The sequence below is a fragment of the Methylocystis sp. SB2 genome (assembly GCF_049817085.1).
GTDB lineage: Bacteria > Pseudomonadota > Alphaproteobacteria > Rhizobiales > Beijerinckiaceae > Methylocystis > Methylocystis rosea.
This window is the reverse complement of sequence record NZ_CP187401.1, coordinates 896,479-918,818: the sequence shown is the minus strand read 5'-3', so window position 1 is coordinate 918,818 and position 22,340 is coordinate 896,479. Positions and strand designations below refer to the sequence as shown.

The window sequence follows — 22,340 nt, the reverse complement described above, 5'->3', positions numbered from 1 at the left end:
CCTCGGTATGATCGATTCGCCGATTCTCCTCGCCGCCGGCGGCACCGGCGGCCATCTTTTTCCGGCCGAGGCGCTTGCGCATGCGCTCGCCGCCCGCGGGCTGGCGGTGGAGCTCGTCACCGAGGAGCGCGCCCTGCGCTACGGCGGCGCCTTTCCGGCGCGAGCCATGCATGTGATCCCCGCCGGGACGCCGCGGGGCGGCTCGCTGCTGGCCAAGGCCCAGGCGGTCGCGCGTCTCGCCCTCGGCACGGCGCAGGCGGCCGCGCTGCTGCGCCAGGTCAAACCGGCCGCGGTGATCGGTTTCGGCGGCTACCCGACCGTCCCGCCCTTGCTTGCGGCGTCCTATCTCGGCGTGCCGAGCGCTTTGCACGAAGCGAATGGCGTCATGGGCAAGGCCAATCGCTTCCTCGCCGGCCGCGTCGACAGGATCGCCGCCGGTCTGCCGACACTGGCCGTGCCCGCAGCCCTGCAAAGCAAGCTCGTCGTCACCGGCAATCCGGTGCGTCCCAATGTGCTCGAGGCCGCCGAAACGCCCTATCCTTCGTTCGATGATGGAATGTTCCGGCTGCTTGTCGCTGGCGGCTCGCAGGGCGCGCGCGTCATGGCGGACATCGTGCCGGCGGCCGTCGCGGCGCTCCCCAACGCGCTGCGGGCGAAAATCTCTGTCGTTCAACAGGCGCGTCCCGAAGATATCGCGCGGGTCGAGGCGATCTACGCCGGCGCTGGGGTCGGCGCCGAGATTGCGCCCTTTTTTGCCGACTTCCCGGCGCGGCTCGCTGCGGCGCATTTCGTCATCACCCGCGCCGGCGCCTCGACGGTCTCGGAGCTTGCGGTCGTCGGGCGACCGGCGATGCTGGTGCCGCTGCCGCATGCGCTCGACCAGGACCAGGCGGCGAACGCCGCTTTTCTCGAAGCGGCGGGCGGCGCCGAAACCGTGCGCCAGAGCGACTTCACGCCGGAATTTTTGACGCGGCGGCTTTGTGACCTCATTAATGCGCCGGCGCAGCTTTCCGCGCGCGCCGAAGCCGCCAGACGCGTCGGCGTCGCCGACGCCGCCGATCGTCTCGCCGATCTGATCATCGACGTGGCGCGGACAGGCGCTACGAAACGGAGCTAGGAATGAAGCTGCCGAAAGAGTTGGGCCCGATTCACTTCGTCGGCATCGGCGGCATCGGCATGTCCGGCATCGCCGAAGTGCTGCTCAATCTCGGCTACAAGGTGCAGGGGTCGGACGCCGCCGAAAACGCCAACGTCAAGCGTCTTGTCGAAAAGGGCGCGACGATCAGCATCGGACATGACGCGAAAAACCTCGGCGAAGCCGCAGTGGTCGTCGTCTCGACCGCGATCAAGCGCGACAATCCCGAACTTGTCTTGGCGCGCGAAAAACGTCTGCCGGTCGTGCGTCGCGCCGAAATGCTGGCCGAGTTGATGCGCCTCAAGCAATGCGTCGCCATCGCCGGCACGCATGGCAAGACGACGACGACCTCGCTCGTTGCGACGCTGCTCGACGCCGGCGGCCTCGATCCGACCGTGATCAACGGCGGCATCATCAACGCCTATGGCACGAATGCGCGTCTTGGCGCCGGCGATTGGATGGTGGTGGAGGCCGACGAAAGCGACGGCACGTTTCTCAAACTGCCGGCGGACGTCGCCATCGTCACCAATATCGATCCCGAACATCTCGACCATTTCCATACATTCGACGCCATCAAGGAAGCCTTCCGCAACTTCGTCGAGAATATTCCCTTCTACGGCTTCGCGGTGATGTGCCTCGATCATCCGACCGTGCAGGAGCTCGTCGGCCGCATCGAGGACCGCCGCGTCATCACCTATGGCGAAAATCCGCAGGCCGACGTGCGTCTGCTCGACGTCGATCTCGAGGGCGGCGTGTCGAAGTTCAATGTGCTGCTGCGCGACCGCAAGACGTCGCAGGCGATCTATCTCGAAAATCTCGTCCTGCCGATGCCGGGCCATCACAATGCGTTGAACGCGACGGCGGCGATCGCCGTCGCCAATCAGCTCGGCCTTTCACCCGAACAAATCCGCAAGGCGCTTGCCGGCTTTGGCGGCGTGAAGCGGCGCTTCACCAAGACCGGCGAATGGAACGGCGTGCAGATTTTCGACGACTATGGCCATCACCCGGTCGAAATCGCCGCCGTGCTGCGCGCCGCGCGCGCCTCCACCAAGGGCAAGGTCGTCGCGCTGATGCAGCCGCATCGCTATTCGCGGCTGCAGTCGCTTTTTGATGCTTTCGCCACCTGCTTCAACGACGCCGACGTGGTCATCATCGCCGATGTCTATCCGGCGGGCGAGCAGCCGATTCCGGGCGTTGATCGCGACGCGCTCGTCTCGGCGATCAAGGCGCATGGCCATCGCCGCGCGATGGGGCTGCCCTCTCCCGAAGTGCTGGCGGCGATGGTTCGCGAGATCGTCGCGCCTGGAGATTATGTCGTGTGTCTTGGCGCCGGCAATATCACGCAATGGGCCTATGCGCTGCCGGAGCAGCTCGCGGCGGGGCAGGGGTGATCGCGTTGGTTTCGCCCTCACTGTCCTTCCCCCACTGAGAGAGGACCCTAACGAGCGGCGTTCGCGGGGCTTGGATCAAACGCGTGGCCGGCTCCCTCTCCCGCGAAGCGGGGGAGGGTTGGGGTGGGGGCCGCTCGTGACCTTCCCTGACATTTGCAGGGGCTTTCGAAGTCCCCTCATGCCGCTTATACCTATGCACTGCGCAAAGCAGGGAGACACCTCATGACGCGCTTGCTTGACGAGGCCGTGGCGAAGGCGCGACGCCTGCCGGACGCGGCGCAGGACGAGATCGCTCAAGTGCTCCTGCGGCTTGCGGGAGACGAGGCGGCCCCCATCCAACTGACTCCCGAGGAGGAGCGCGATCTTGCCGAGGCCTTGGCCGAGGCCGAGCGCGGCGAGTTCGCTTCGGATGAGTCCATACGCGCGCTTTGGGCGAAATATGAGTGATGCGGCTCCGCTATGCCAAGCGGGCCGCCGCGCAAATCGACGCGGCGCTTGCTTACGTCGCGGCGCGTTCGCCGCAGGGAGCGCGGCGCCTTCGCGCCCGCATCGAAACGATAACAGAGCTTTTGCAGGGACATCCCCTTGCGGGGCGCGAGACAAGTAATCCGCTTGTGGGCGCATCGCCGTGACCCCTTACCCCTATCTCATAGATTATCGCCTGACTGCGAGCGAAGTTATCATCCTGCGCTTTCGTCATGCGGCCCGGGCGCCCGTAAGCTGACGATATTGAACGCGAAGTCCCCTCGCCCCTTTCGGCCCGCTTATGCGTGAGATTTCCGCTCGCATTCAACGGACTTGGCATGATTCTTAAGGTTTTCACATCTAGGAACGCGCAGGCGACGATTCTGTCCTACCTCAAAGGACGCGCGCGAGAGGGCGCCAAATGGCCGCGGCGTGATCTCAACCAAGCTGCTGGGCGCACATGACCTTCCTCGATATCTCCGCTGATATAACGGCCGCCATGCCGCAATTGCGCGGGCGCATCACGGCGAATGAGCCGCTCGCGCCCTACACATGGTTTCGCGTCGGCGGGCCGGCGCAGATCCTGTTCATGCCGGCCGACGAAGCCGATCTCGCCTATTTCCTCGCGCGATTGCCGCGAGAGATTCCCGTAACCGTCGTCGGCCTTGGCTCCAATCTGATCGTGCGCGACGGCGGTGTCGAAGGCGTGGTCATACGGCTTTCGGCTAAGGGCTTTGGCGAGATCGTGGTCGAGGACGGCTGCAGGCTGCGCGTCGGCGCCGCGGTTCCCGACGTGAAGGCGGCGCGCGCAGCGGCCGAAGCGGGCGTTGACGGACTCGCCTTCTATCGTGGCATTCCCGGCGCGATCGGCGGCGCGCTGCGCATGAACGCCGGCGCGCATGGCGGTGAGACCAAGGACGCGCTGATTGAAGCGCGCGGCGTCGACCGCGCCGGCGACGTCCGCGTCTTTGGCGTCGCCGACATGGGCTACGCCTATCGTCATTGTTCCGCCCCCGACGACGTGATCTTCACGCAGGCGCTTTACCGGGGACGTCCCGGCGATCCGGCGACGATCATCGCCGAGATGGATCGCATCACCGCCGCGCGGGAGGCCTCGCAGCCGATCAAGGAAAAGACCGGCGGCTCGACTTTCAAGAATCCTGACGGCCGCAAGGCATGGCAATTGATTGATGCGGCCGGCTGTCGCGGACTTGTCGTCGGCGATGCGCAGGTTAGCGAGATGCACTGCAATTTTCTCATCAACCGTGGCCGCGCGACCGCCGCCGACATCGAGGCGCTTGGCGAAGAGGTGCGCCGCCGCGTGCGCGAGACGAGCGGCGTCGAACTACATTGGGAGATCAAGCGCATCGGCGCCGCGTGAGATGAATGGCGCGAGAAGATTGCGTCGTCGCTGCTGAGATCTTAGCGTGGACGCTGAGGAGATTCCCGCCGTGCCGCCTCGAATAAAATCGCACCGTTTCTCGGACGCCGTTGAAACGGCGGCCACGTCAAAAAGCGGCGACGAGCAGGGACCGAAGAAGAGTCCTTCGGTCGAGGATCGAGTTTCGCGAGCGTCAGGCGCGTTAAGCGACTCGCTCTGTCCTTTCGCCACATTCACCGAATGGGCTTCGGAAGCCGACGAAGCCGCCTATTCGGATCTCTAGTTGGCATTTTTCAAGTCGAGAGCACATGACCAAGCACGTCGCCGTTCTAATGGGCGGACTCTCCGCCGAACGCGAAATCTCCTTGCGCTCGGGCGAGGCCTGCGCGAAAGCCCTCGAAGAGCAGGGATTTCAAGTGTCCCGCGTCGACGCGGGGCATGACGTCGCAAATGTTCTTGCGGCGCTCAAACCCGATGTCGCCTTCAACGCGCTCCATGGCAAGTTTGGCGAGGACGGCTGCATTCAGGGCGCGCTGGAGCTTCTGCGCATCCCCTACACGCACTCGGGCGTGCTCGCCTCTTCGGTGGCGATGAAAAAGGATATCGCGAAGACGGTGATGGCGGCCGCCGGCGTTCCGACGCCAAAAGGGCGCGTTCTGCACAGGCTGGACGCCGCCAAAGCGCACGCTCTGCCCCTTCCTTATGTCCTGAAGCCCGTCTCCGAAGGCTCCTCCTTCGGCGTCTTCATCGTCAGCGAGGGCCAAGAACATCCCCCGCAGGAATTATGGCGCGAGGATTGGACTCATGGCGACATGATGCTCGCGGAGCAGTTCATCGCCGGGCGCGAACTCACATGCGCGGTCATGAACGACAAGGCGCTCGATGTGATCGAAATCCTCGCTGCCGACGGCGGCTGGTACGATTATCACGCGAAATACGCCAAGGGCGGCTCGAAACACGTCCTTCCGGCAAATCTTAAACTGAATATTTACCAAGAGGTCCAACATTTGGCCCTTGAGGCTCACCGAGCTCTCGGCTGTCGCGGCGTAAGCCGCGCGGACTTCCGATACGACGACCGCCCCGGAGGTACGGGCGAGCTCGTCGTATTGGAAGTGAACACGCAGCCGGGAATGACGGAGACCTCGCTCGTGCCAGAAATGGCGGCATACGCAGGTTTTTCATTCGGCGAGTTGGTCAGATGGATGGTGGAAGACGCATCCTGCGATCGTTAAGAGAGTCATTTTCGGCTCGGCACTCGCTCGTCCCTATCGTTCCCGGAGAAGTCCCATACGCCTTGGCGGCCGCCGTTGCGTCCGCCCCCCCGCCGGCAGCCGTTCCCGTCGCCGCCGCGGCGGTCGCTCCGCGCGCGACGGCGCGAAGAACCCGTGGCGAACGTTTCCTTTCGCGCCTCGCCTTGCTGGGCCGTCCCGGCGTCGGCGCTCTGGCGACGCTTGCGCTCTTCGCCGCTATCGGCGCGGCGGGATTCGTCGAGAACGGCGGCTACGCCGCTCTCGTCGCAAGCGAGGGCGAGCTCTACGACATCGCGGCGCGCGCCGCCGGGTTTCCGATTTCCGCCGTCACCATCACCGGTCAATCGCGTTTGACCGAACGCGAACTTCTCGAGGCCGCAGGCGTCGGGCCGCGAAACTCCTTGCCTTTTCTCGATGCGACGGCGGTGCGCGACCGGCTGATGCAGGTCCCCCTCGTCAAAACCGCGCGGGTGATGAAGCTGTACCCCGATCGCCTGGTCGTCGCGATCGAAGAGCGGCAGCCAAGCGCCTTGTGGCAGCGCGACGGACGCGTCGCCGTCATTTCCGAAGACGGCGTGCCGATCGATGAATTGCGCGACCAGCGCTATCTGGGTCTGCCGTTCGTCGTCGGCGAGGGCGCGCAGAAACGTCTGCTCGAATTTCTCATGCTGATGACGAAGGCCGGCGACCTTGCGCATCGCATCAAGGCTGGCGTGCTCGTCGCGGGACGCCGCTGGAACTTCGAGGTGACGAATGGCGTCACGGTGAAACTGCCGGAGATCGATCCATCCGGCGCGCTGGAGACGCTCGCGCGGCTGCAGCGAGAGGCGCGGATCCTCGACAAGGACGTCATGTTCATCGACTTGCGCATTCCCGATCGCGTCAGCGTCAGGCTGACGGAAGAGGCCGCTGCGGCGCGCGAAGCACAGCTTGCGCCGCGCAAGTCGACCAAGAGTGGTGGTTAGCTGCATGATTTCCCCTGGTGTCCCACCGCGCATGAAGCCGCTCTCGCCGCGTCGCTCCGCGACGTTCGCGGCGCTTGACGTCGGCACGTCGAAGATCGCCTGCCTGATCGCGCGGCTCACGCCGCTTGGCGCGGTCGCGCCCGGCGATTGGCGCACGCATCGCGTTCGCGTCGTTGGCATTGGCCATCAGCGCTCTCTGGGCGTGAAGAACGGCCTCGTGGTCGACATGGACGCCGCCGACGCCGCGATCCGGCAAACCGTGGACGCCGCCGAGCGCATGGCCGGCATGCAGGTCGAGCGCGTCATCGTCACGGCGTCGGGCGGCCGACTGTCCTCGCAGCATTTTCAGGCGAAACGCGTCATTGGCGGCCGTGAAGTCGCCGAACACGACATTCATCGGGTGCTCGAGGCTTCGGCCGCGCATCATCTCGCTCGCGGCCGCGTCGCCGTGCACTCGCTGCCGACAGGCTTTTCGCTCGACGGCGTGTCCGGCATCCGAGAACCCAAGGACATGATCGGCGAAGAGCTCGCAGTCGATCTCCACGTCGCGACCTGCGATCAGGCCGCCGCCCGCAATCTTCTCGTCGCCGTCGAGCGCAGCCATCTCAGCGTCGAAGCCATGGCCGCCGCGCCTTATGTCGCCGGACTCTCTACGCTCGAGCCGGACGAGGCCGAGATGGGCGTCGTGGTCATCGACATGGGCGCTGGATCAACGTCGGTAGCCGTCTTCGCCAGGGGCGAGATGATTCACCTTGACGCCGTCACGCTTGGCGGCGCCCACGTCACGATGGACATCGCGCGCGGACTCGACGCGCGGCTCTCCGACGCGGAGCGGCTGAAGACCTTTCACGGCTCGGCGATCGCTTCGACATCAGACGAGCGCGAAACCATTTCCTTCGATCACGTCGGTGAGAGCGATCACAAGGCGCATGCGCCTAAATCGCATCTCGTGCGCATCATCCGCCCGCGAATAGAGGAAACGCTGGAATTCCTGCGCGATCGCTTGGCGAAGGCCGGCCATCCGAGCGGTCCTGGCCGTCGCATCGTGCTGACGGGCGGCGCCAGCCAGCTCACAGGCGTCGCCGAGGCGGCGCGCCGCATTCTCGGCGGGCAGGTTCGGGTTGGACGTCCGATCGGCGTCGAGGGCTTGCCGGATTCCTCTAAGAGCCCCGCCTTCGCAGCCGCGGCCGGGCTGCTCGTCTATCCGCAAGTCGCCGCGCACGAATATTTCGAGCCGCGCCGGATCGAGCGCGCGGCGACGGGAACTGACGGATACATCTCGCGCGTAGGGAGATGGTTAAGAGAAAGCTTCTAGTATCGCGTGAAAGTGATTCTTTCGACCCGGCGCGCGCTTCGACGCGCCGGGGATGATTGCCAAGGACGACGCGTTCGGCGACCGGGCGTCCAAGGGCGAAGGACAACGGGCGCCGAGTTGTGAACGCATTGGTGAGAGGCCTGGCAGATGACGATCAACCTTAAAGCTCCCGAACTCAGGGAATTGAAGCCCCGCATCATGGTTTGCGGCGTCGGCGGCGGCGGCTGCAACGCCGTCAACAATATGATCACCTCTGGTCTGTCGGGCGTCGATTTCCTTGTCGCCAATACCGACGCCCAGGCGCTCGCGTCGTCGCAGGCCGAGCGAATCATCCAAATGGGCCTGCAGGTGACGGAAGGACTGGGCGCCGGCGCTCAGCCAGAAGTTGGCCGCGCCGCCGCGGAAGAAGCGCGCGAAGAAATTCGCGAGCATCTCTCCGGCGCGCATATGTGCTTCGTCACCGCCGGCATGGGCGGCGGCACCGGCACGGGCGCCGCGCCGGTGATCGCGCAGATCGCGCGCGAAATGGGCATTCTCACCGTCGGCGTCGTCACCAAGCCGTTCCATTTCGAAGGACAGCGGCGCCTGCGCATCGCCGAATCGGGCATCTCCGAACTGCAAAAATGCGTCGATACGCTGATCGTCATCCCGAATCAGAATCTCTTCCGCATCGCCACGGAGAAGACGACCTTCGCCGACGCCTTCGCCATGGCCGACCAGGTTCTCTATTCGGGAGTCGCGTCGGTTACGGATTTGATGGTCAAGGAAGGCCTCATCAATCTCGATTTTGCTGACGTCCGCTCGATTATGCGCGGCATGGGCAAGGCGATGATGGGCACCGGCGAAGCCACGGGCGAAAATCGCGCCAATCTTGCCGCGGAAGCCGCGATCGCGAATCCGTTGCTTGACGAAGTGTCGATGAAGGGCGCGCGCGGCCTGCTGATCTCGATCACCGGCGGCCACGATCTGACCCTCTACGAAGTCGACGAAGCGGCGAGCCGCATTCGCCAGGAGGTCGACGAGGACGCCAACATCATTCTGGGCGCGACATTCGACTCGTCGCTCGAGGGCGTGGTGCGCGTCTCCGTGGTCGCGACGGGCATCGACCTGACCGCCATCACGGCCGATGACCCGACGAGCGAATCGCGTCTCGCCGAGGCCGCCGAGCGCCTGCGCGCCCAATTGCAGCAGGCGCGCGCCCAGCAGGCGCCGGCCGTCGAGGCCGCGCCGGTGCTGCGTCATCGCGAAGAGCCGCAGGCACCTGCCGGCTATTATTCGGAGCAGGCGCCGCCGCATGGCATTTACCTCGAGCCGGCGCCGCCGCGTCTCGCCTATGGCGAGCCGAGGTACGAAGCCGAGCGCCATGAAGCGCCGGCCGTCGCCTATGTGCCTCCGGCCCCCGAGCAGCCGCGTGCGCCGCGCATGCCTCAGATCGAGGATTTTCCCCAGCCGATCCAGGAACAGCTGCGTCAGCAGATGGGCGCTGGCGATCCTCGACGCAAATCGATCTTCGAGCGCCTCGCCTCCTTCGGGGCGAGCCGTCAGGAAGATTCGATGCATGGCGGACCCGCGGCACCGGCCCCGCGCCCGCAAATGGCTCCCACAGGCCAGCCTTCGGCGACGCACGCCGAATATGGCAAGCGACCGGCCGCGCCGGCGCCGGTCGGCGCTGGCGGACATGCTGCGCTCGATTCGCATGGTCGTCGCGCCCTGCAGCCGCGCCCATCCGAGGAGGATCATCTGGAGATCCCGGCCTTCCTGCGTCGCCAGGCCAACCACTGAAACATTCTCGACAATCAGCAAAAGGCCCGCCTCGCGCGGGCCTTTTCATTTTGGCCGCCGGGTCTTGTAACAAACTGTAAGAAAGCGTGACTGGAGCGTCGGCGCCCGGATTTGCTATCGTTCGTCCGGGCTTTAGGGGAGGGTTGCGCCATTCGTTCGGATTCACGCCGACCTGCGTTGCGCGCGCGCCGCGCTGCGCGTCCCGGGAGCGCGGCCGCGCCAGCGGTTCAGCAGACGCTCGCACGAAGCTTCACGTTAACCGGCCATGGCGTGCATGGCGGTCGTCGCGCCCGCATGACGCTCGCGCCGGCCGGCGCCGACGTTGGGATCGTTTTCAGCGTCGCTGGAGCCGACATCGAAGCGCACTGGTCGCGCGTCGATGCATCGACATTGCGCACACAGCTCGCCGGCGATAGCGCGAGCGTGTCGACGGTCGAGCATGTGATGGCCGCGCTTGCGGCGCTTCGCGTCGACAATGCGCTGGTTTTGCTCGAAGGCGACGAGGTTCCAGCGATGGACGGCTCGGCCCGCGACTTCGTCTCGGCGATCGACGAGGCCGGCGTCGTGGCGCTTCCTGCGCCTCGGCGCGTGTTGCGCGTCGTCACTCCGGCGCGCGTATCCGACGGGGCCGGCTGGGCGGAGCTGCGGCCGGCGGAATCCGGCCTTCATCTGGATGTGGAAATCGCCTTTCCCCGTCCAGTCGGCCGCCAACGCCTGGCGCTTGATCTGACGCCCGAGACGTTTCGGCGCGAACTGGCCGGAGCTCGCAGCTTCGGATTCTTGCGCGACGCCGAAAGGCTTTGGCGTGAAGGTCTGGCGCTGGGCGCCAATCTCGACAATACGCTCGTCTTTGACGCGCGCGCCGCGATCAATTCGCAGGGGGAGCGATTCGCCGACGAATGCGTGCGCCACAAGATGCTCGACGTCGTCGGCGATCTGGCGCTGGCCGGGGCGCCGATCATAGGCGCCTTCCGCTCTTATCGCGGCGGCCATAGCCTCAACCTCGCGCTTCTTGAAGCTGCGGCGCGCTCGGGCGCCCTGGCGCTTGAACTCGACAGCGGGCATATCGAAGGCGTGAGTGCGACAGGCCGAAGCCTATCGCCATAATCTCGCCAGATGAACGTTCTTCTTTCAGCCGACCGCAAAGTCGGGATTGGTGCGCCGCCGCGCGCCGTAAGGCAGGGCAGGGGGCGTCCTGCGACGCCATTTTGGCTGATTGAGCTTAGAGGGCGCCGGGACCGCGCGAGCGTCGCGCAGCGCCGCAATGGGGCAACATATGTCGGTTTTCGCTCGTTCAATCAAAGTGTTAGCTTTGGCGTCGACCTTGTCGATCGGCGCGGCGCCGGCGCGCGCCGACCTCATGGACTCGATCACCAGCGGTTTCGGTCTCTTCGGCAGCGGCGGGACGAAATATCAGACAGAAGTCACACCCGACATCCCGGCCGAGGATCTCTATAACGCCGGTCTGGCGCGGCTGAAGGCCAAGGACTACGAGGGCGCAGCCAAGAAATTCGGCGAATTGGAAAAGCAATATCCGTCATCGGACTGGTCTCGAAAAGGCTTGCTGATGACGACCTTCTCTCAATACGAGCACCCCAAATATGACGACGCCGTGCAGTCGGCGATGCGCTATATCGGGCTTTATCCGAACTCCGCCGATACGCCCTACGTCTACTATCTCGCGGGCATGTCCTTCTATAATCAGGTGCCGGACGTCATGCGCGATCAGCAGTCGGCTGAGAAGGCGCTCGAGGTTTTCACGCAGCTCGTACAGAAATTTCCGAAGTCGGAATATGTGAACGACGCCAAATACAAAATGCAGGTGACGCGAGACCAACTCGCCGCCAAGGAGATGAACGTCGGGCGCTTCTATCTGCTTCGTAAGAATTACCCCGCCGCGATCAACCGTTTCCATGACGTGCTCGGCAAATATCAGATGACGCGTCATACCGAAGAGGCGCTCTATCGTCTCACCGAAGCCTATCTCGCGATGGGCGTCACCAACGAAGCGCAGACGGCCGCCGCCATCCTGGGACATAATTACCCGGATTCGCAGTGGTATAAGGACGCCCACGCTCTGCTGAAAACGGACGGTCTCGAGCCGCACGAATACACAGATTCCTGGCTGTCGAAGATCGGCAAGACGCTGCACGCGATCTAGCCGTATTCTGAAAAGCGCCCCTGGATAAATGCGCCGGCGTGCTCGAGCGCGCGCCGGCCTTCTTCAAGCCTTGCATTCCATAAGTGCCACGCGTGGATCATGCGCGGCCAAATCTCCAGCGTGACCGAGACGTCGGCGGCGCCGGCCACCGCGGCGAGGCGCGTCGAATCGGCGAGCAGCGTTTCGTTTGAGCCCACCTGAATCATGAGGGGCGGCAGGCCGCTCAGATCGCCAAACAGCGGCGAGACACGCGGGTCACGACGATCCACTCCTGCCGGGACATAAGCCTGCGCAAGTTCCTGTAGGTAGGCCTTATGCAGCAGTGGGTCGACGCCGTCCTTCGTGATTAGCGTTTCGCCGGAAAGGGTGAGATCGGTCCAGGGCGAAACGAGCCAGGCGCAGGCAGGGAGCGCCTCCTTGAGATCGCGCAGCCGCATCAGCAAGGCCAGCGTGAGGCCGCCGCCGGCGCTGTCGCCGCCGACCGCGATCTGGCGCGCGGCAAACCCTTGTTCCCGAAGAAATCGCCAGGCCGCGAGCGCATCCTCATAGGCTGCGGGAAACGGATGCTCGGGCGCGAGTCTGAATTGGACGGCGAGCGCCCTGGCGCGCGCGGCGCGTCCGGCTTCAGTGGCCATTCGGCGGTGGCTGACGATCGAACCCGAGCAATAGCCGCCGCCATGGAAGAACAGGAGCGCGCGCGAGGGGTCGCTCGTTGGCGCGCAAGACCATTCGGCGGCCATGCCGTCGATCGACGCGCGCTCTAATGAGATATCCGCCGCGGCCGGCCAAGCGGCGCCTACTTCCTCGATGCGGGCGCGCCGCGCCGGCCAGCCGACGGGTCGCGGTTTTGCGCTCAGCAGCGCGCGAATGTCGTCGATGCCGAGATCAGCCATAAAATCTCCGTTTGGAAAAGGGCGCTGGCGACTATAATCGAGGGCCGTCCGCGCGTCGCCGGCGCGCGGCTTCCGGCGCATGTGCGCGCCCAGGGCATTTGAGCAACGCCTCATGCTGGTCCGTCTTTCCATTCGCGACATCGTGCTGATCGACGCGCTCGACCTGGAATTCGCGCCGGGCCTGACGACGCTTACGGGAGAGACCGGCGCGGGAAAATCGATCCTGCTCGACGCCTTCGTGCTGGCGCTCGGCGGGCGCGGCGACGCGTCGCTCGTGCGCGCCGGCTGCGAACAGGGACAGGTGACGGCGGCGTTCGATACGCCCGCGAATCATCCCGCGCATCTTGCGGCGCGCGAATTCGGCCTCTCGAGCGAGGACGAGCTGGTGTTGCGCCGCGTGCAGGCGGCGGACGGGCGCACCCGCGCCTTTGTGAATGACCAGCCGGCGACGGCGCAGGCGCTGCGCGCGATTGGACGCGAACTTGTCGAGATCCACTGTCAGCATGACGAGCGCGCGCTCGTCGATCCGAATGCGCATCGCGCGCTTGTCGACGCGCATGGCGGCCTCGTCGCGCAGGCGAATGATGTGCGCGCGCGCTACGGGGCTTGGCAGGCGGCGCGCCGCGCGTTGGAGGAAGAAGACGCGCGCATCGCCAAGGCGCGCGCCGACGCCGACTATCTACGCCATGCGCACGCCGAGCTTGCGGAGCTGGCTCCGCAGGAGGGCGAGGAAGAGACGCTCGCCGAACGGCGGCTCTTCATGCAGCGCGCCGAAAAGGTCGCTTCGGATATTTCCGACGCGCTCTCGGCGTTTTCGAATGACGGATCGCCGGCGCGGGAAATCGCTCAGGCGGCGCGGCGATTGGAGCGGCGTCTGACGCAGGCGCCGCAACTGCTGGACGCGCCTGCGCGCGCCTTGACGCAGGCTGTCGATGCCTTGGGTCTCGCCGAGGAAGCGCTGGAGCGGGCGCTCACTGAGACGAAATTCGATCCGGCGGAATTGGAGCGGGTCGAGGAGCGGCTATTCGCGCTGCGCGGCGTGGCGCGCAAGCATCAGGTCGCGGTCGCCGACCTTGCGAAGCTTGAAGAAAAATTCGCCAATGACATCGCCGCGCTCGATGCGTGCGAAGCGCGGCTGGTCGCGCTGGGGCGCGCGCTTGCAGACGCCAAGCAGTCCTATGACGAGGCGGCCTTGGCCCTGTCCGCGGCGCGCCGCGCCGCGGCGAAGAAACTCGATGCGCTCGTCGACGCCGAGTTGAAGCCGTTGCGGTTGGAGGGCGCGCATTTCTCGACGCAAGTGACGAGCGACGCCGAGACCGCGGGGGCGGAAGGAATCGATCGCGTCGAATTCTGGGTGCAGACCAATCCGGGATCGCGGCCGGGTCCGCTGACGAAAGTTGCGTCTGGCGGCGAACTCGCGCGCTTCATGCTGGCGCTGAAGGTCGTGCTCGCCGATCGCGGCTCGGCCCCGACTCTCGTTTTCGATGAAATCGACACGGGCGTCGGCGGCGCCGTGGCCGACGCCATCGGTCAGCGGCTGGCGCGTCTCGCGGCGCGCGCGCAGGTGCTCGCCGTCACCCATGCGCCGCAGGTCGCCGCGCGCGCCGGCCAGCATCTGCGCATCAGCAAGGGCGCACCGGCGAAGACCGGCAAGGACAAGCGGGTCGCGACCAGCGTCGCCGTGCTTGCCGAGGGCGAGCGGCGCGAGGAGATCGCCCGCATGCTCTCAGGCGCCGCCATCACCGAGGAGGCGCGCGCCGCCGCGGCGCGGTTGCTTGAAGGGGCGGGCTGAAAAGGAAGCGGCGCCGTCACAGATTTTGACGGTGACAAAGATAATGGCCTGGAGTAACATGTTACGATAATCTGGATCGTTGGCATGTCCCGCCGGCCCAAGAACGACAAACCCGTCCCTCCGCGCACTCGAATGGCCAGCTACCGCCAAAGGATGCGCGCCGCCGGATTGCGGCCGGTGCAAATCTGGGCGCCGGATAGCCGCGCACCGGATTTTATTGAAAAGTGCCATCGGCAGGCCCGCGCTGTCGCCATTCATGATCCCGCTGGCGACGAGATCATGCAATTTGTGGCAAGCATGTATGAGTGGCCCGAGGACTAATGCGGCGTGGCGCATTCGTTGTTGTCGCGACCTCGGGAGACTACGGCAAGCCGCGCCCCGCGCTGGTCGTGCAAAGCGATCTCTTCGCGGAACTGCCGTCAGTCGTGATTTGCCCATTGACCACTACTCTGCGTGGCGATGCAGACTTATTCCGCCTCGATGTCGAGCCTTCTGCTGGCAACGGGCTGCGACAAGCGTCTCAGATTGCCGTCGACAAGCTCACGGTCGTCCCGTCGTCAAAAATCGGAGAGGTGATTGGGGAGGCTGACGATGCGCTGCTGTTACGGGTAAACAGGGCGCTCGCGCTTTTTCTTGGCATCGTTTGAACCCCGTCCCTTCGTTGCCTCCTGTCGCGCGCTGGCCTAAGAGAGTGCGCCATGCAGAATGCGCCTTTGCTCATGCCCGCCGCGGACACGCTTGCCGAATTGCGCGACGAGATCGACCGGATCGATCGCGACATGCATCGGCTGTTGATGGAGCGCGGGGAGATCATCGACCGGCTGATCGCCGTGAAGCGCGCGCAGGGCGTCGGCTGCGCTTTTCGACCCGATCGCGAGGCGCAGATGATGCGCGCGCTGGTCGAGCGTCACCAGGGGCTCCTGCCGCTCGACGCCGTCGAAGGCGTTTGGCGCGTCATCGTCTCGACCTTCACCTATGTTCAGGCGAATTATTCGGTGCATGCCGATGATTCCGGCGGCGATGCGCAGATGCGCGATTCGGCGCGCTTCCACTTCGGGTTCACCGTTCCCTATGTCGCGCATCACGGCGCTGGCGCGGTGATCGAAGCGGTCGCCGCGTCGACCGGCGATCTGGGGATCTTGCGCGCGACGGGCGGCCTGTCGGATGGCGCCTGGTGGATGCGCCTCGCTGGCGAAGGCGCGCCCAAGATCATCGCGCGCCTGCCTTTTGTCGAGCGGCCCAATCATCCTGCGGGTCTGCCGATGTTCGTCGTCGCGCGGCTTCCGGCCGACGCGATGGCGCATGGCGTGACGCTTTACGCGGTCGGCCTCGCGCGCTGGACGCACGCGCTGCCCGCCGCTTTCCAGACGCTCAACGGCGAAATCCTCGCGAGCGCCCCCCATCCGGAAGGGCTCGCGCTGCTTGTCGCGGCCGCCGGCGACGCTGACGCCCAGTCCTTCGCCAAAGCATTGGCCGAGGCGGGGGTGGAGGGCGCGCGCGTCGACGTGATCGGCAGTCATGCGATGCGCTTCCAGCTCAACGACGCGCGCAGCGGCGTCTTCGCGCCTTAATCGATTTAGGCCTCGCCTGGACCGGCGAAAGGATCCAGCAACTGTGCGCCTGTGACGGCGACGTCGCGTATATTGCGCGTCACGAGAACGAGTCCGCGCGCCAGAGCGGTCGCCGCCATCAGGCCGTCGACGAAGGGCAGGGGGTTGGGGATGTTCAGCCGCGCCCAGTAATCAGCGACGGCTTCGTCGACTGGAAGGACGCGGTCTTCCAATTTATCGCGCATGCGTGCGAACCACGCATCGAGCCTCTCCGCCTGCGCCGGGTCTTTCAATCGCTTCAGCTCGACGCCACGGCGAATCTCAGCGAGCACGAGGACGCTCGTTGCAAGATCGAGCGGGTCGACGGCCTGCGCCCAGGCGGCGACGTTGGGATTCGCGCGAGTTCCTTTCCGCAATTCCGATATGACATTCGTGTCGAGGAGAAATTTCACAGATCAATCTCGCGCCAGCCTTTTTCACGTCGGTCCGGAAAGACTCCATCGAACGCGTCTTCCGGCAGGTCGGAAGCGAAAATATCGAGAACGGATTCGGTCTTTGGCGTCGCTAGCGCGGCGATGATCGCGCGTCGAAGCTTCTGCGCGTGATGTTCGTCACCGCCGCGCAGAACTTCCAGCACTCGCTGGACGAGCGCGAGATCGTCCGGCGGTTGCGGCGAAGGAGCCGTCGCCCGCGGTTCGGGGTTGGGCGACCCCGCATCGATGCGCTCAAATGTCAGGCGCTCGCTCTCCATATCGACGTCGCGCGTGCGGTAACCGGCGCTCAACCACGCCTTCGTCATCACATTATTCGAGCCGTTGTTCGACCACCAAGCGCGGTGCTGGCACGCCGAAGATGGGAGCGGAAATCCGAGAATTTTCTCAAGATCACGGAACCTGAGTCTGACCTCGCGATAAGGCTGTTCGCGCAGATAAGCAGTCAGAGGCGCGTATTTGGACATGTCCGTTCTTCTCCCCTGCGGATAAGTTAGTGTGTATATAAAACTACACAGTAGTCGTCAAGGGGCTTGTCGAAAGGCTTTGCGCTCAGTGCGCCAAGGCTTATGAGAGAACGCCTCTCGTTGCGCCGCCGAAAAAAGACAAGATGACGAAACCCACCCCCCGTTCAACCGTTCTCGCGATCGACGCTTACGTGCCCGGCAGGAGCGCCGCGCCGGGCGCCGCGCGCGTGTTCAAATTGTCGGCCAACGAAACACCGCTCGGCCCATCTCCGCGCGCGGTAGAAGCCCTGCGCGCCATGGCCGGCGATATTGCGCTGTATCCGGAAGGCTCGTCGCGCGCCCTGCGCGAGGCGATCGGCGTGCGTTACGCGCTGGACCCGGACCGGATCATCGCCGGCGCCGGCTCGGACAATCTTCTGGAGCTGCTTGCGCTCGCCTACATCGGGCCCGGCGACGAGGGCGTTTACAGCCAGCATGGATTCCTTGAGTACAAGATCGTCACGCTCGCCGCGGGGGGCACGCCGGTTGTCGCTCCCGAGACGAACTACACGGCGGAAGTTGATGCGCTGCTTGGCTGTGTGAGCGAGAGAACAAAGATCGTTTTTCTCGCCAATCCGAACAATCCGACGGGAACGTTTGTGCCCGCGAATGAAGTTGCGCGGCTGGCGCGTTCGCTGCCCGCGCATGTGCTGCTCGTGCTCGACTCCGCCTATGCCGAATATGTCCTGCGCGAGGATTACGAAGCGGGCGTCGCGTTGGTCGATGCGCATGAAAATGTCGTGATGACCCGCACCTTCTCGAAAATCTACGGCCTCGCGGGCCTGCGCGTTGGATGGGCCTATGGACCCGCGCATGTGATCGACGCGTTGAACCGAATCCGCTCGCCGTTCAATGTCTCGAGCGCGGGTTCAGTCGCGGCGATCGCCGCGCTGTCGGATCGCGCCCATCTCGACGCGGCGATCGCGCATAATGACCGCTGGCTGCCGTGGCTCTCGCGAGAAATTTCCGCGCTCGGCCTCGACGTTCTGCCGAGCGTCGCCAATTTCGTCGCCATACGTTTCCCTGACGCGCCGGGATTGACGGCGCTCGACGCCGACCGCTTCCTCATGTCGCGCGGCCTGGTGCTGCGCGCCATCGGCGCCTATGGCATGGGGGAATTCCTGCGGCTCACCGTCGGCGCGCAGGAGGCGAATGAGCGCGTCGTCGAAGCGCTTGCTGAATTCATGCAGAGCGCCCGCGTGCGGCAAGACGCGCAAGCAGGCGTTCATGGCTGATCCTGCTTGTGAACGCTTGGCGCTGATCGGCGTCGGGCTCATCGGCTCGTCGATCGCGCGCGCGGCGCGCCAATTCGGCGCGGCGCGGCATGTCGCGGTGATGGATTCATCGCCTCAGGTCGTCAGCCGCGCCAGCGAACTCGGTCTCGCGGACGTTGCGACACAAGATTATGCGCAGGCGGTTGGTGGAGCCGATCTCGTCATCGTGTGCACGCCTGTCGGCGCTTGCGGCGACGTCGCGCAAGGCCTCGCGCCGCATCTGCAAAAGGGCGCCGTTGTTTCCGACGTCGGCTCGGTGAAAGGCGCCGTCGTCGCGCAGATGACGCCGCATCTTACCGAACCCGCGCGCTTCATACCCGCCCATCCGATCGCCGGTACGGAGTTCTCCGGACCGGACGCAGGATTCGCCACGCTGTTTCAAAATCGTTGGTGCATTCTCACGCCGCCAGAGAACGCCGACGCCGCAGCCGTGGAAAAGCTGACGAAATTCTGGATGCGTTTGGGCGCCAACGTCGAGACGATGAGCGTCGCGCATCATGACGCCGTGCTCGCGCTCACGAGCCATCTGCCGCATCTCATCGCTTATAATATCGTCGGCACGGCGGATGATTTCGGCGATGAGACGCGTTCCGAGGTCATCAAATTCTCAGCGTCCGGCTTTCGCGATTTCACGCGCATCGCCGCCTCCGATCCCATCATGTGGCGAGACATCTTCCTCGCCAATAAGGACGCCGTCCTGCAGATGCTCGGACGCTTCAACGAGGATCTCAGCGTGCTGCAGCGGATGATCAGGCGGGGTGACGGGGAAGGACTGCTGGAGTTCTTCTCGCGCACGCGCGACATCCGCCGCTCGATCATCGAGCAGGGTCAGGACACGGCTGCGCCCGACTTCGGAAGGCGAGCGGGAGGGCGGTGAAAACCGTCTCTCCACGGCCGCGGTCTTTACGGGAATCAGATATGACCGAGTCGAATTTCGACGCGCTGCGCGCCGCTTTCGAAAACGCCGTTCCCGGCTATGACGCGTTGCGACGCAAACTCATTCCGCATTTCGACACCTTCTACGGGACCACGCTCGACCTTCTCGAAGAGGCCGTCGGCCAAGGAGAATTTCGATGCGTCGATCTTGGCGTCGGCACCGGTCTTTTATCGGAAATGATTCTCAAGCGGTTTCCCGGCGCGCAGGTCGAAGGCGTCGATCTCGCGCCGAAGATGCTCGATGCGGCGCGCGAACGGCTTGCGACTTACGGCGCGCGCCTGCGCCTGTCGCTCGCGGACTATGCAACCGCGCCGCTCCCGGGGCCGGTCGACGCCGTCGTCTCGGCGCTCTCCATCCACCATCTCGATCACGAGGCGAAGCGCCGGCTCTTTCGGCGGATTCATGATGCGCTGCGACCCGGCGGCGTGTTCCTCAACGCCGACCAGTCGCTCGGCGCGACGCGCGAGGTCGAGGACGCCTATCAGCGCCGCTGGGAAGCGGATGTCCGAGGCTCAGGAATCGCCGCCGATGATTTCGCGGCTGCGAGAAAGCGCGCGGAACTCGATCGCAGCGCGACCTTCGCAGATCAGATCGCCTGGCTCGAAGACGCGGGATTCCGTTACGCGGATATTGGCTGGAAACGCCATCGCTTTACGGTGTTTTACGCGCGGCGCTAGCGTCGTTTGTCGGCGCTTGGCCGATGCGCAAGGCATCGCCGGCGTTGCTCGAGATGAATTGCTGCAGCTTGCCGGAAATTGCCGCCAACACCCAGGGCAGCTGAACGTCGATGCGCAGCAAATCCTTCAGCACCGTGATCTGCGCCGTCGCCGTCTGACCGAGCGCGGTCACGCGTACCGTCCCGACGTCGCCGGCCCAGGTGACTTCGGAATGTGCGACCTTGTCCACATACTCGCGCTGCATTTTCGCCAGCTGTTCGGAGACGCGGGCTTTCGCCGCTTCGACGCCGAGATCGTGCGGCACTGTGACGGTGATGGCGTTCGACATAGGCTTCCTCCACTCGCCCCAATGTAGGCGCTCTCTGCGGGATTAGAAGAATGGTGCGGCTAAAGGCGATGACGAAGACGACGATCTCTCGCGAGCTTGTACGCTTTACAGTCGAGGTTGCGCTCGCTCTGGCGTTGAGCGGTGTCGCAACTTCCGCAGTGGCGCTCGACGCGCCGTCGCCGCCTCGACGTCCGCAATTTCAGACCATCCCCTTACCTGAGGCAAAGCCTGCCGTAGGCGCTAAGCCGCAGCAAGCGGAGCCCCAGTCCGCCGAGGATTGTATGGCGAATCTGCGTGCGGCTGGCGTCGCTTTCGAACCCGCCGAAGCGCCTGCCGCCGCGCTTGAGGGCTGCACGATCGAGACGCCCGTGCGTCTCGCTTCGGTCACGGTCGGCATAAGGCGCGTTGCAGTCAACGCAAAGCCGCTGCTGGCTTGCGCCTTCGCGTTGCAATTTTCCGATTACATGAAAAATCTGCTCGCGCCGCTCGGCGCCGGGACGATGGGCGCGTCGCTCGTCGCGATTGACACAGGTCCAGGCTACGAATGCCGCGGCCGCAATCACGATAATGGGGCCAAGCTGAGCGCGCACGCCAAAGGGCTCGCTCTTGATGTCGGCGCATTTGTTTTCTCGGACGGTCGTAAGATCGCCGTCGACGCTCAGCCGGATGTTCAATCGACCGCTTACGTCAGAGGGCTACGAACGGCGGCGTGCGGCTGGTTCACCACGATCCTGGGCCCAGGATCAGATCCCTATCACGTAAGCCATCTTCACTTCGACATCGAGCGCCATGGATCGAATGGCAGCTACCGCATTTGTCAGTGACCGCGCGTCCTGGCCTTCGCCTGCTGTTAATTCGCCGATGCGAGTAGGCCGAGGCGCGTCAGCTCATGCTCGCGAATGTTGCGGGTGATCGGATAGTAGCCGCCTTTTTTCGCCTGGGTCTGGCCATCTCTCGAAAGCACATATGAGACGAATTCGCCGCTGAGCGCGTCGATCGGCTTCTTTGGGTCCTTCAGCAGGTAAATAAAGAGACCCCGCGCGAGCGGATATTTGCGCGAATACGTGTTGTCGAAGGAGGCTTCATAGCAGCTTTTGCCCGACGACAGCGGAACCGCGCGAACTCCAGCCGTCTTGTAGCCGATGCCGGAGTAGCCCATCGCGTATTTGTCCTTCGTCACTTCGCTGACGACGGCTTCAGAGCCAACCTGCATTTGTACGGTGTCTTTGAAGTCGGCCCCGGCGAGGGCGTGCTGTTTGAAATATTTATAGGTGCCGGACAAAGCATTTCGACTCTGCAGAGCAATGGGCTTAGCCGCCCATTCGCCAGTGAGGCCAAGTTCGCCCCAGGTAAGGATGCTCTTGCCGCCGCCGCTTTTCGGGTCGGCGGCGAAAACCCGCTCAATTTGCTCCATGCTGATGCATTGGAGCGGGTTGTCCTTGTGGACATATATCGCCAAGGCGTCGATCGCGACCAGAACCGCCGTCGGCTTGTAGCCGTATTTCGCCTGGAAGGCCCCGATTTCATCGGGGTTCATCTGCCGCGACATCGGCCCAAGCTGAGCTTCTCCCGAGAGCAGCGCCGGCGGCGCCGTGTTCGAACCCTTGCCGATAAGTTCGATCGACACATTCGGGTAGATCGATTGGAACCCTTCGGCCCAGAGCTCCATTTCGTGATGCATCGTGTCCGAGCCGACCGACTTCAATTTTCCCGAGAGTCCGTTGACGACCTTGTAGGGGGAGAGCTCCAGATCGAGCGCAACGGCGCCGGCGGCCAAAACCACGAAAGCCGCGACGGCGGCGGAGAGGGCTCGCAGTTTCATGGCTTTTCTCCGTTGCATCAAATCATTGCGGCCGAAACCACTTCGCCGCGGCAAGCGCGCGATCGACATGGAGACGGCGTGGGATGGCCCGCGCGAATGTTGTGTGAGACTCTCTTGCTTTCGCCGCAATTTCGCTCGGCGAAATGACAGGCTCATGACGCCTATGCGACAGGACGGCCGCGCAACGTGCAGTCGAAAAAAAGCGAAAAAAAACCGGAAGGCGAG

The 22,340-nt window shown here is 64.5% G+C and carries 25 protein-coding genes; 20 read left to right on the top strand and 5 right to left on the bottom strand.

What is annotated here, in order from left to right; translation table 11 throughout:
• The first annotated feature begins 7 nt into the window (after window positions 1-7).
• The 12 genes from murG to ACPS74_RS04635 all read left to right on the top strand — a co-directional run bounded on the left by murG (window position 8) and on the right by ACPS74_RS04635 (window position 11,845).
• On the top strand, window positions 8-1,117 hold the full coding sequence (gene murG / locus ACPS74_RS04690) for an undecaprenyldiphospho-muramoylpentapeptide beta-N-acetylglucosaminyltransferase (protein ID WP_029650288.1): 1,110 nt from the start codon (window positions 8-10) through the stop codon (window positions 1,115-1,117).
• 2 nt (window positions 1,118-1,119) lie between these two features.
• Window positions 1,120-2,526 carry a UDP-N-acetylmuramate--L-alanine ligase gene (murC, locus tag ACPS74_RS04685; RefSeq protein ID WP_029650286.1) on the top strand — a complete coding sequence of 469 codons (1,407 nt, stop codon included), beginning with the start codon at window positions 1,120-1,122 and terminating at the stop codon, window positions 2,524-2,526.
• 222 nt (window positions 2,527-2,748) lie between these two features.
• Window positions 2,749-2,973 (top strand): hypothetical protein, encoded by a 225-nt coding sequence (locus ACPS74_RS04680; protein ID WP_029650284.1) that lies wholly within the window; start codon window positions 2,749-2,751, stop codon window positions 2,971-2,973.
• Window positions 2,973-3,158 carry a type II toxin-antitoxin system RelE/ParE family toxin gene (locus ACPS74_RS04675; RefSeq protein WP_239754206.1) on the top strand — a complete coding sequence of 62 codons (186 nt, stop codon included), beginning with the start codon at window positions 2,973-2,975 and terminating at the stop codon, window positions 3,156-3,158. Before ACPS74_RS04680 ends, ACPS74_RS04675 begins: the two co-directional genes overlap by 1 nt.
• Before the next feature lie 293 nt (window positions 3,159-3,451).
• On the top strand, window positions 3,452-4,372 hold the full coding sequence (murB, locus tag ACPS74_RS04670) for a UDP-N-acetylmuramate dehydrogenase (protein ID WP_029650282.1): 921 nt from the start codon (window positions 3,452-3,454) through the stop codon (window positions 4,370-4,372).
• Between the two features lie 70 nt (window positions 4,373-4,442).
• On the top strand, window positions 4,443-4,655 hold the full coding sequence (locus ACPS74_RS04665) for a transcriptional regulator (protein WP_157055243.1): 213 nt from the start codon (window positions 4,443-4,445) through the stop codon (window positions 4,653-4,655).
• A 25-nt stretch (window positions 4,656-4,680) separates the two neighbouring features.
• On the top strand, window positions 4,681-5,604 hold the full coding sequence (locus tag ACPS74_RS04660; RefSeq protein WP_029650279.1) for a D-alanine--D-alanine ligase: 924 nt from the start codon (window positions 4,681-4,683) through the stop codon (window positions 5,602-5,604).
• Window positions 5,571-6,587 (top strand): cell division protein FtsQ/DivIB, encoded by a 1,017-nt coding sequence (locus ACPS74_RS04655; RefSeq protein ID WP_029650277.1) that lies wholly within the window; start codon window positions 5,571-5,573, stop codon window positions 6,585-6,587. The genes ACPS74_RS04660 and ACPS74_RS04655 overlap by 34 nt, the downstream gene beginning before the upstream one ends.
• 4 nt (window positions 6,588-6,591) lie before the next feature.
• The gene (gene ftsA / locus ACPS74_RS04650; RefSeq protein ID WP_026223052.1) at window positions 6,592-7,902 is read left to right on the top strand and encodes a cell division protein FtsA; all 1,311 of its coding nucleotides are present in this window, start codon (window positions 6,592-6,594) and stop codon (window positions 7,900-7,902) included.
• Window positions 7,903-8,049: 147 nt separating this feature from the next.
• Window positions 8,050-9,684 (top strand): cell division protein FtsZ, encoded by a 1,635-nt coding sequence (gene ftsZ, locus ACPS74_RS04645; RefSeq protein WP_029650275.1) that lies wholly within the window; start codon window positions 8,050-8,052, stop codon window positions 9,682-9,684.
• A 270-nt stretch (window positions 9,685-9,954) separates the two neighbouring features.
• Window positions 9,955-10,791, top strand: coding sequence for a UDP-3-O-acyl-N-acetylglucosamine deacetylase (lpxC, locus tag ACPS74_RS04640; RefSeq protein ID WP_239755481.1), 837 nt, complete (start codon window positions 9,955-9,957; stop codon window positions 10,789-10,791).
• Window positions 10,792-10,960: 169 nt separating this feature from the next.
• On the top strand, window positions 10,961-11,845 hold the full coding sequence (locus ACPS74_RS04635; RefSeq protein ID WP_036241769.1) for an outer membrane protein assembly factor BamD: 885 nt from the start codon (window positions 10,961-10,963) through the stop codon (window positions 11,843-11,845).
• Here the strand turns inward: ACPS74_RS04635 and ACPS74_RS04630 are convergent.
• Window positions 11,842-12,738 carry an alpha/beta hydrolase gene (locus tag ACPS74_RS04630; protein ID WP_029650268.1) on the bottom strand — a complete coding sequence of 299 codons (897 nt, stop codon included), beginning with the start codon at window positions 12,736-12,738 and terminating at the stop codon, window positions 11,842-11,844. The two genes, ACPS74_RS04635 and ACPS74_RS04630, sit on opposite strands and share 4 nt — an antisense overlap.
• A 112-nt stretch (window positions 12,739-12,850) precedes the next feature.
• Between ACPS74_RS04630 and recN the strand changes: the two genes are divergently transcribed.
• The 4 genes from recN (at window position 12,851) to ACPS74_RS04610 (ending at window position 16,101) form a co-directional block, all read left to right on the top strand.
• Complete coding sequence (recN, locus tag ACPS74_RS04625; RefSeq protein WP_029650266.1) at window positions 12,851-14,530, top strand: DNA repair protein RecN; 1,680 nt, start codon at window positions 12,851-12,853, stop codon at window positions 14,528-14,530.
• 132 nt (window positions 14,531-14,662) lie between these two features.
• Window positions 14,663-14,851 carry an antitoxin MazE family protein gene (locus ACPS74_RS04620; RefSeq protein WP_026223051.1) on the top strand — a complete coding sequence of 63 codons (189 nt, stop codon included), beginning with the start codon at window positions 14,663-14,665 and terminating at the stop codon, window positions 14,849-14,851.
• On the top strand, window positions 14,851-15,177 hold the full coding sequence (locus ACPS74_RS04615; protein ID WP_029650264.1) for a type II toxin-antitoxin system PemK/MazF family toxin: 327 nt from the start codon (window positions 14,851-14,853) through the stop codon (window positions 15,175-15,177). Before ACPS74_RS04620 ends, ACPS74_RS04615 begins: the two co-directional genes overlap by 1 nt.
• A 51-nt stretch (window positions 15,178-15,228) precedes the next feature.
• Window positions 15,229-16,101, top strand: coding sequence for a chorismate mutase (locus ACPS74_RS04610; protein WP_029650262.1), 873 nt, complete (start codon window positions 15,229-15,231; stop codon window positions 16,099-16,101).
• Between the two features lie 5 nt (window positions 16,102-16,106).
• Here ACPS74_RS04610 and ACPS74_RS04605 read toward each other — a convergent pair whose 3' ends face one another.
• Both ACPS74_RS04605 and ACPS74_RS04600 read right to left on the bottom strand, forming a co-directional pair.
• Complete coding sequence (locus ACPS74_RS04605) at window positions 16,107-16,532, bottom strand: type II toxin-antitoxin system VapC family toxin (RefSeq protein ID WP_029650260.1); 426 nt, start codon at window positions 16,530-16,532, stop codon at window positions 16,107-16,109.
• Window positions 16,529-17,038 (bottom strand): DUF7662 domain-containing protein, encoded by a 510-nt coding sequence (locus ACPS74_RS04600; RefSeq protein WP_051381759.1) that lies wholly within the window; start codon window positions 17,036-17,038, stop codon window positions 16,529-16,531. The genes ACPS74_RS04605 and ACPS74_RS04600 overlap by 4 nt, the downstream gene beginning before the upstream one ends.
• A gap of 143 nt (window positions 17,039-17,181) precedes the next feature.
• On the opposite strand from ACPS74_RS04600, the gene ACPS74_RS04595 reads away from it, so the two are divergent.
• The 3 genes from ACPS74_RS04595 to ACPS74_RS04585 are packed head-to-tail and all read left to right on the top strand — an operon-like array spanning window position 17,182 to window position 19,965.
• The gene (locus ACPS74_RS04595) at window positions 17,182-18,312 is read left to right on the top strand and encodes a pyridoxal phosphate-dependent aminotransferase (RefSeq protein ID WP_029650256.1); all 1,131 of its coding nucleotides are present in this window, start codon (window positions 17,182-17,184) and stop codon (window positions 18,310-18,312) included.
• On the top strand, window positions 18,305-19,228 hold the full coding sequence (locus ACPS74_RS04590; protein ID WP_029650254.1) for a prephenate/arogenate dehydrogenase family protein: 924 nt from the start codon (window positions 18,305-18,307) through the stop codon (window positions 19,226-19,228). The genes ACPS74_RS04595 and ACPS74_RS04590 overlap by 8 nt, the downstream gene beginning before the upstream one ends.
• Window positions 19,229-19,269: 41 nt before the next feature.
• Complete coding sequence (locus tag ACPS74_RS04585) at window positions 19,270-19,965, top strand: class I SAM-dependent methyltransferase (RefSeq protein WP_029650252.1); 696 nt, start codon at window positions 19,270-19,272, stop codon at window positions 19,963-19,965.
• Here the strand turns inward: ACPS74_RS04585 and ACPS74_RS04580 are convergent.
• Window positions 19,940-20,293 carry a polyhydroxyalkanoic acid system family protein gene (locus ACPS74_RS04580; protein WP_029650250.1) on the bottom strand — a complete coding sequence of 118 codons (354 nt, stop codon included), beginning with the start codon at window positions 20,291-20,293 and terminating at the stop codon, window positions 19,940-19,942. The two genes, ACPS74_RS04585 and ACPS74_RS04580, sit on opposite strands and share 26 nt — an antisense overlap.
• Before the next feature lie 281 nt (window positions 20,294-20,574).
• On the opposite strand from ACPS74_RS04580, the gene ACPS74_RS04575 reads away from it, so the two are divergent.
• The gene (locus ACPS74_RS04575) at window positions 20,575-21,117 is read left to right on the top strand and encodes an extensin family protein (RefSeq protein ID WP_239754241.1); all 543 of its coding nucleotides are present in this window, start codon (window positions 20,575-20,577) and stop codon (window positions 21,115-21,117) included.
• 26 nt (window positions 21,118-21,143) lie between these two features.
• Here ACPS74_RS04575 and ACPS74_RS04570 read toward each other — a convergent pair whose 3' ends face one another.
• Complete coding sequence (locus ACPS74_RS04570) at window positions 21,144-22,115, bottom strand: PstS family phosphate ABC transporter substrate-binding protein (RefSeq protein WP_029650246.1); 972 nt, start codon at window positions 22,113-22,115, stop codon at window positions 21,144-21,146.
• Between the last annotated feature and the right edge of the window lie 225 nt (window positions 22,116-22,340).

Bases quoted from the DNA above. Each gene is read 5' to 3' on its own strand.
- ACPS74_RS04590 (WP_029650254.1), top strand. From the start codon at position 18,305: ATGGCTGATCCTGCTTGTGAACGCTTGGCGCTGATCGGCGTCGGGCTC.
- ACPS74_RS04600 (WP_051381759.1), bottom strand. From the start codon at position 17,038: ATGTCCAAATACGCGCCTCTGACTGCTTATCTGCGCGAACAGCCTTAT.
- ACPS74_RS04660 (WP_029650279.1), top strand. From the start codon at position 4,681: ATGACCAAGCACGTCGCCGTTCTAATGGGCGGACTCTCCGCCGAACGC.
- recN (WP_029650266.1), top strand. From the start codon at position 12,851: ATGCTGGTCCGTCTTTCCATTCGCGACATCGTGCTGATCGACGCGCTC.
- ACPS74_RS04655 (WP_029650277.1), top strand. From the start codon at position 5,571: ATGGATGGTGGAAGACGCATCCTGCGATCGTTAAGAGAGTCATTTTCG.
- ACPS74_RS04615 (WP_029650264.1), top strand. From the start codon at position 14,851: ATGCGGCGTGGCGCATTCGTTGTTGTCGCGACCTCGGGAGACTACGGC.
- ftsZ (WP_029650275.1), top strand. From the start codon at position 8,050: ATGACGATCAACCTTAAAGCTCCCGAACTCAGGGAATTGAAGCCCCGC.
- ACPS74_RS04580 (WP_029650250.1), bottom strand. From the start codon at position 20,293: ATGTCGAACGCCATCACCGTCACAGTGCCGCACGATCTCGGCGTCGAA.
- ACPS74_RS04575 (WP_239754241.1), top strand. From the start codon at position 20,575: ATGGCGAATCTGCGTGCGGCTGGCGTCGCTTTCGAACCCGCCGAAGCG.
- ACPS74_RS04570 (WP_029650246.1), bottom strand. From the start codon at position 22,115: ATGAAACTGCGAGCCCTCTCCGCCGCCGTCGCGGCTTTCGTGGTTTTG.
- ACPS74_RS04630 (WP_029650268.1), bottom strand. From the start codon at position 12,738: ATGGCTGATCTCGGCATCGACGACATTCGCGCGCTGCTGAGCGCAAAA.
- ACPS74_RS04610 (WP_029650262.1), top strand. From the start codon at position 15,229: ATGCAGAATGCGCCTTTGCTCATGCCCGCCGCGGACACGCTTGCCGAA.
- ftsA (WP_026223052.1), top strand. From the start codon at position 6,592: ATGATTTCCCCTGGTGTCCCACCGCGCATGAAGCCGCTCTCGCCGCGT.
- murC (WP_029650286.1), top strand. From the start codon at position 1,120: ATGAAGCTGCCGAAAGAGTTGGGCCCGATTCACTTCGTCGGCATCGGC.
- ACPS74_RS04675 (WP_239754206.1), top strand. From the start codon at position 2,973: ATGCGGCTCCGCTATGCCAAGCGGGCCGCCGCGCAAATCGACGCGGCG.
- murG (WP_029650288.1), top strand. From the start codon at position 8: ATGATCGATTCGCCGATTCTCCTCGCCGCCGGCGGCACCGGCGGCCAT.
- murB (WP_029650282.1), top strand. From the start codon at position 3,452: ATGACCTTCCTCGATATCTCCGCTGATATAACGGCCGCCATGCCGCAA.
- ACPS74_RS04620 (WP_026223051.1), top strand. From the start codon at position 14,663: ATGGCCAGCTACCGCCAAAGGATGCGCGCCGCCGGATTGCGGCCGGTG.
- ACPS74_RS04585 (WP_029650252.1), top strand. From the start codon at position 19,270: ATGACCGAGTCGAATTTCGACGCGCTGCGCGCCGCTTTCGAAAACGCC.
- ACPS74_RS04595 (WP_029650256.1), top strand. From the start codon at position 17,182: ATGACGAAACCCACCCCCCGTTCAACCGTTCTCGCGATCGACGCTTAC.
- ACPS74_RS04680 (WP_029650284.1), top strand. From the start codon at position 2,749: ATGACGCGCTTGCTTGACGAGGCCGTGGCGAAGGCGCGACGCCTGCCG.
- ACPS74_RS04635 (WP_036241769.1), top strand. From the start codon at position 10,961: ATGTCGGTTTTCGCTCGTTCAATCAAAGTGTTAGCTTTGGCGTCGACC.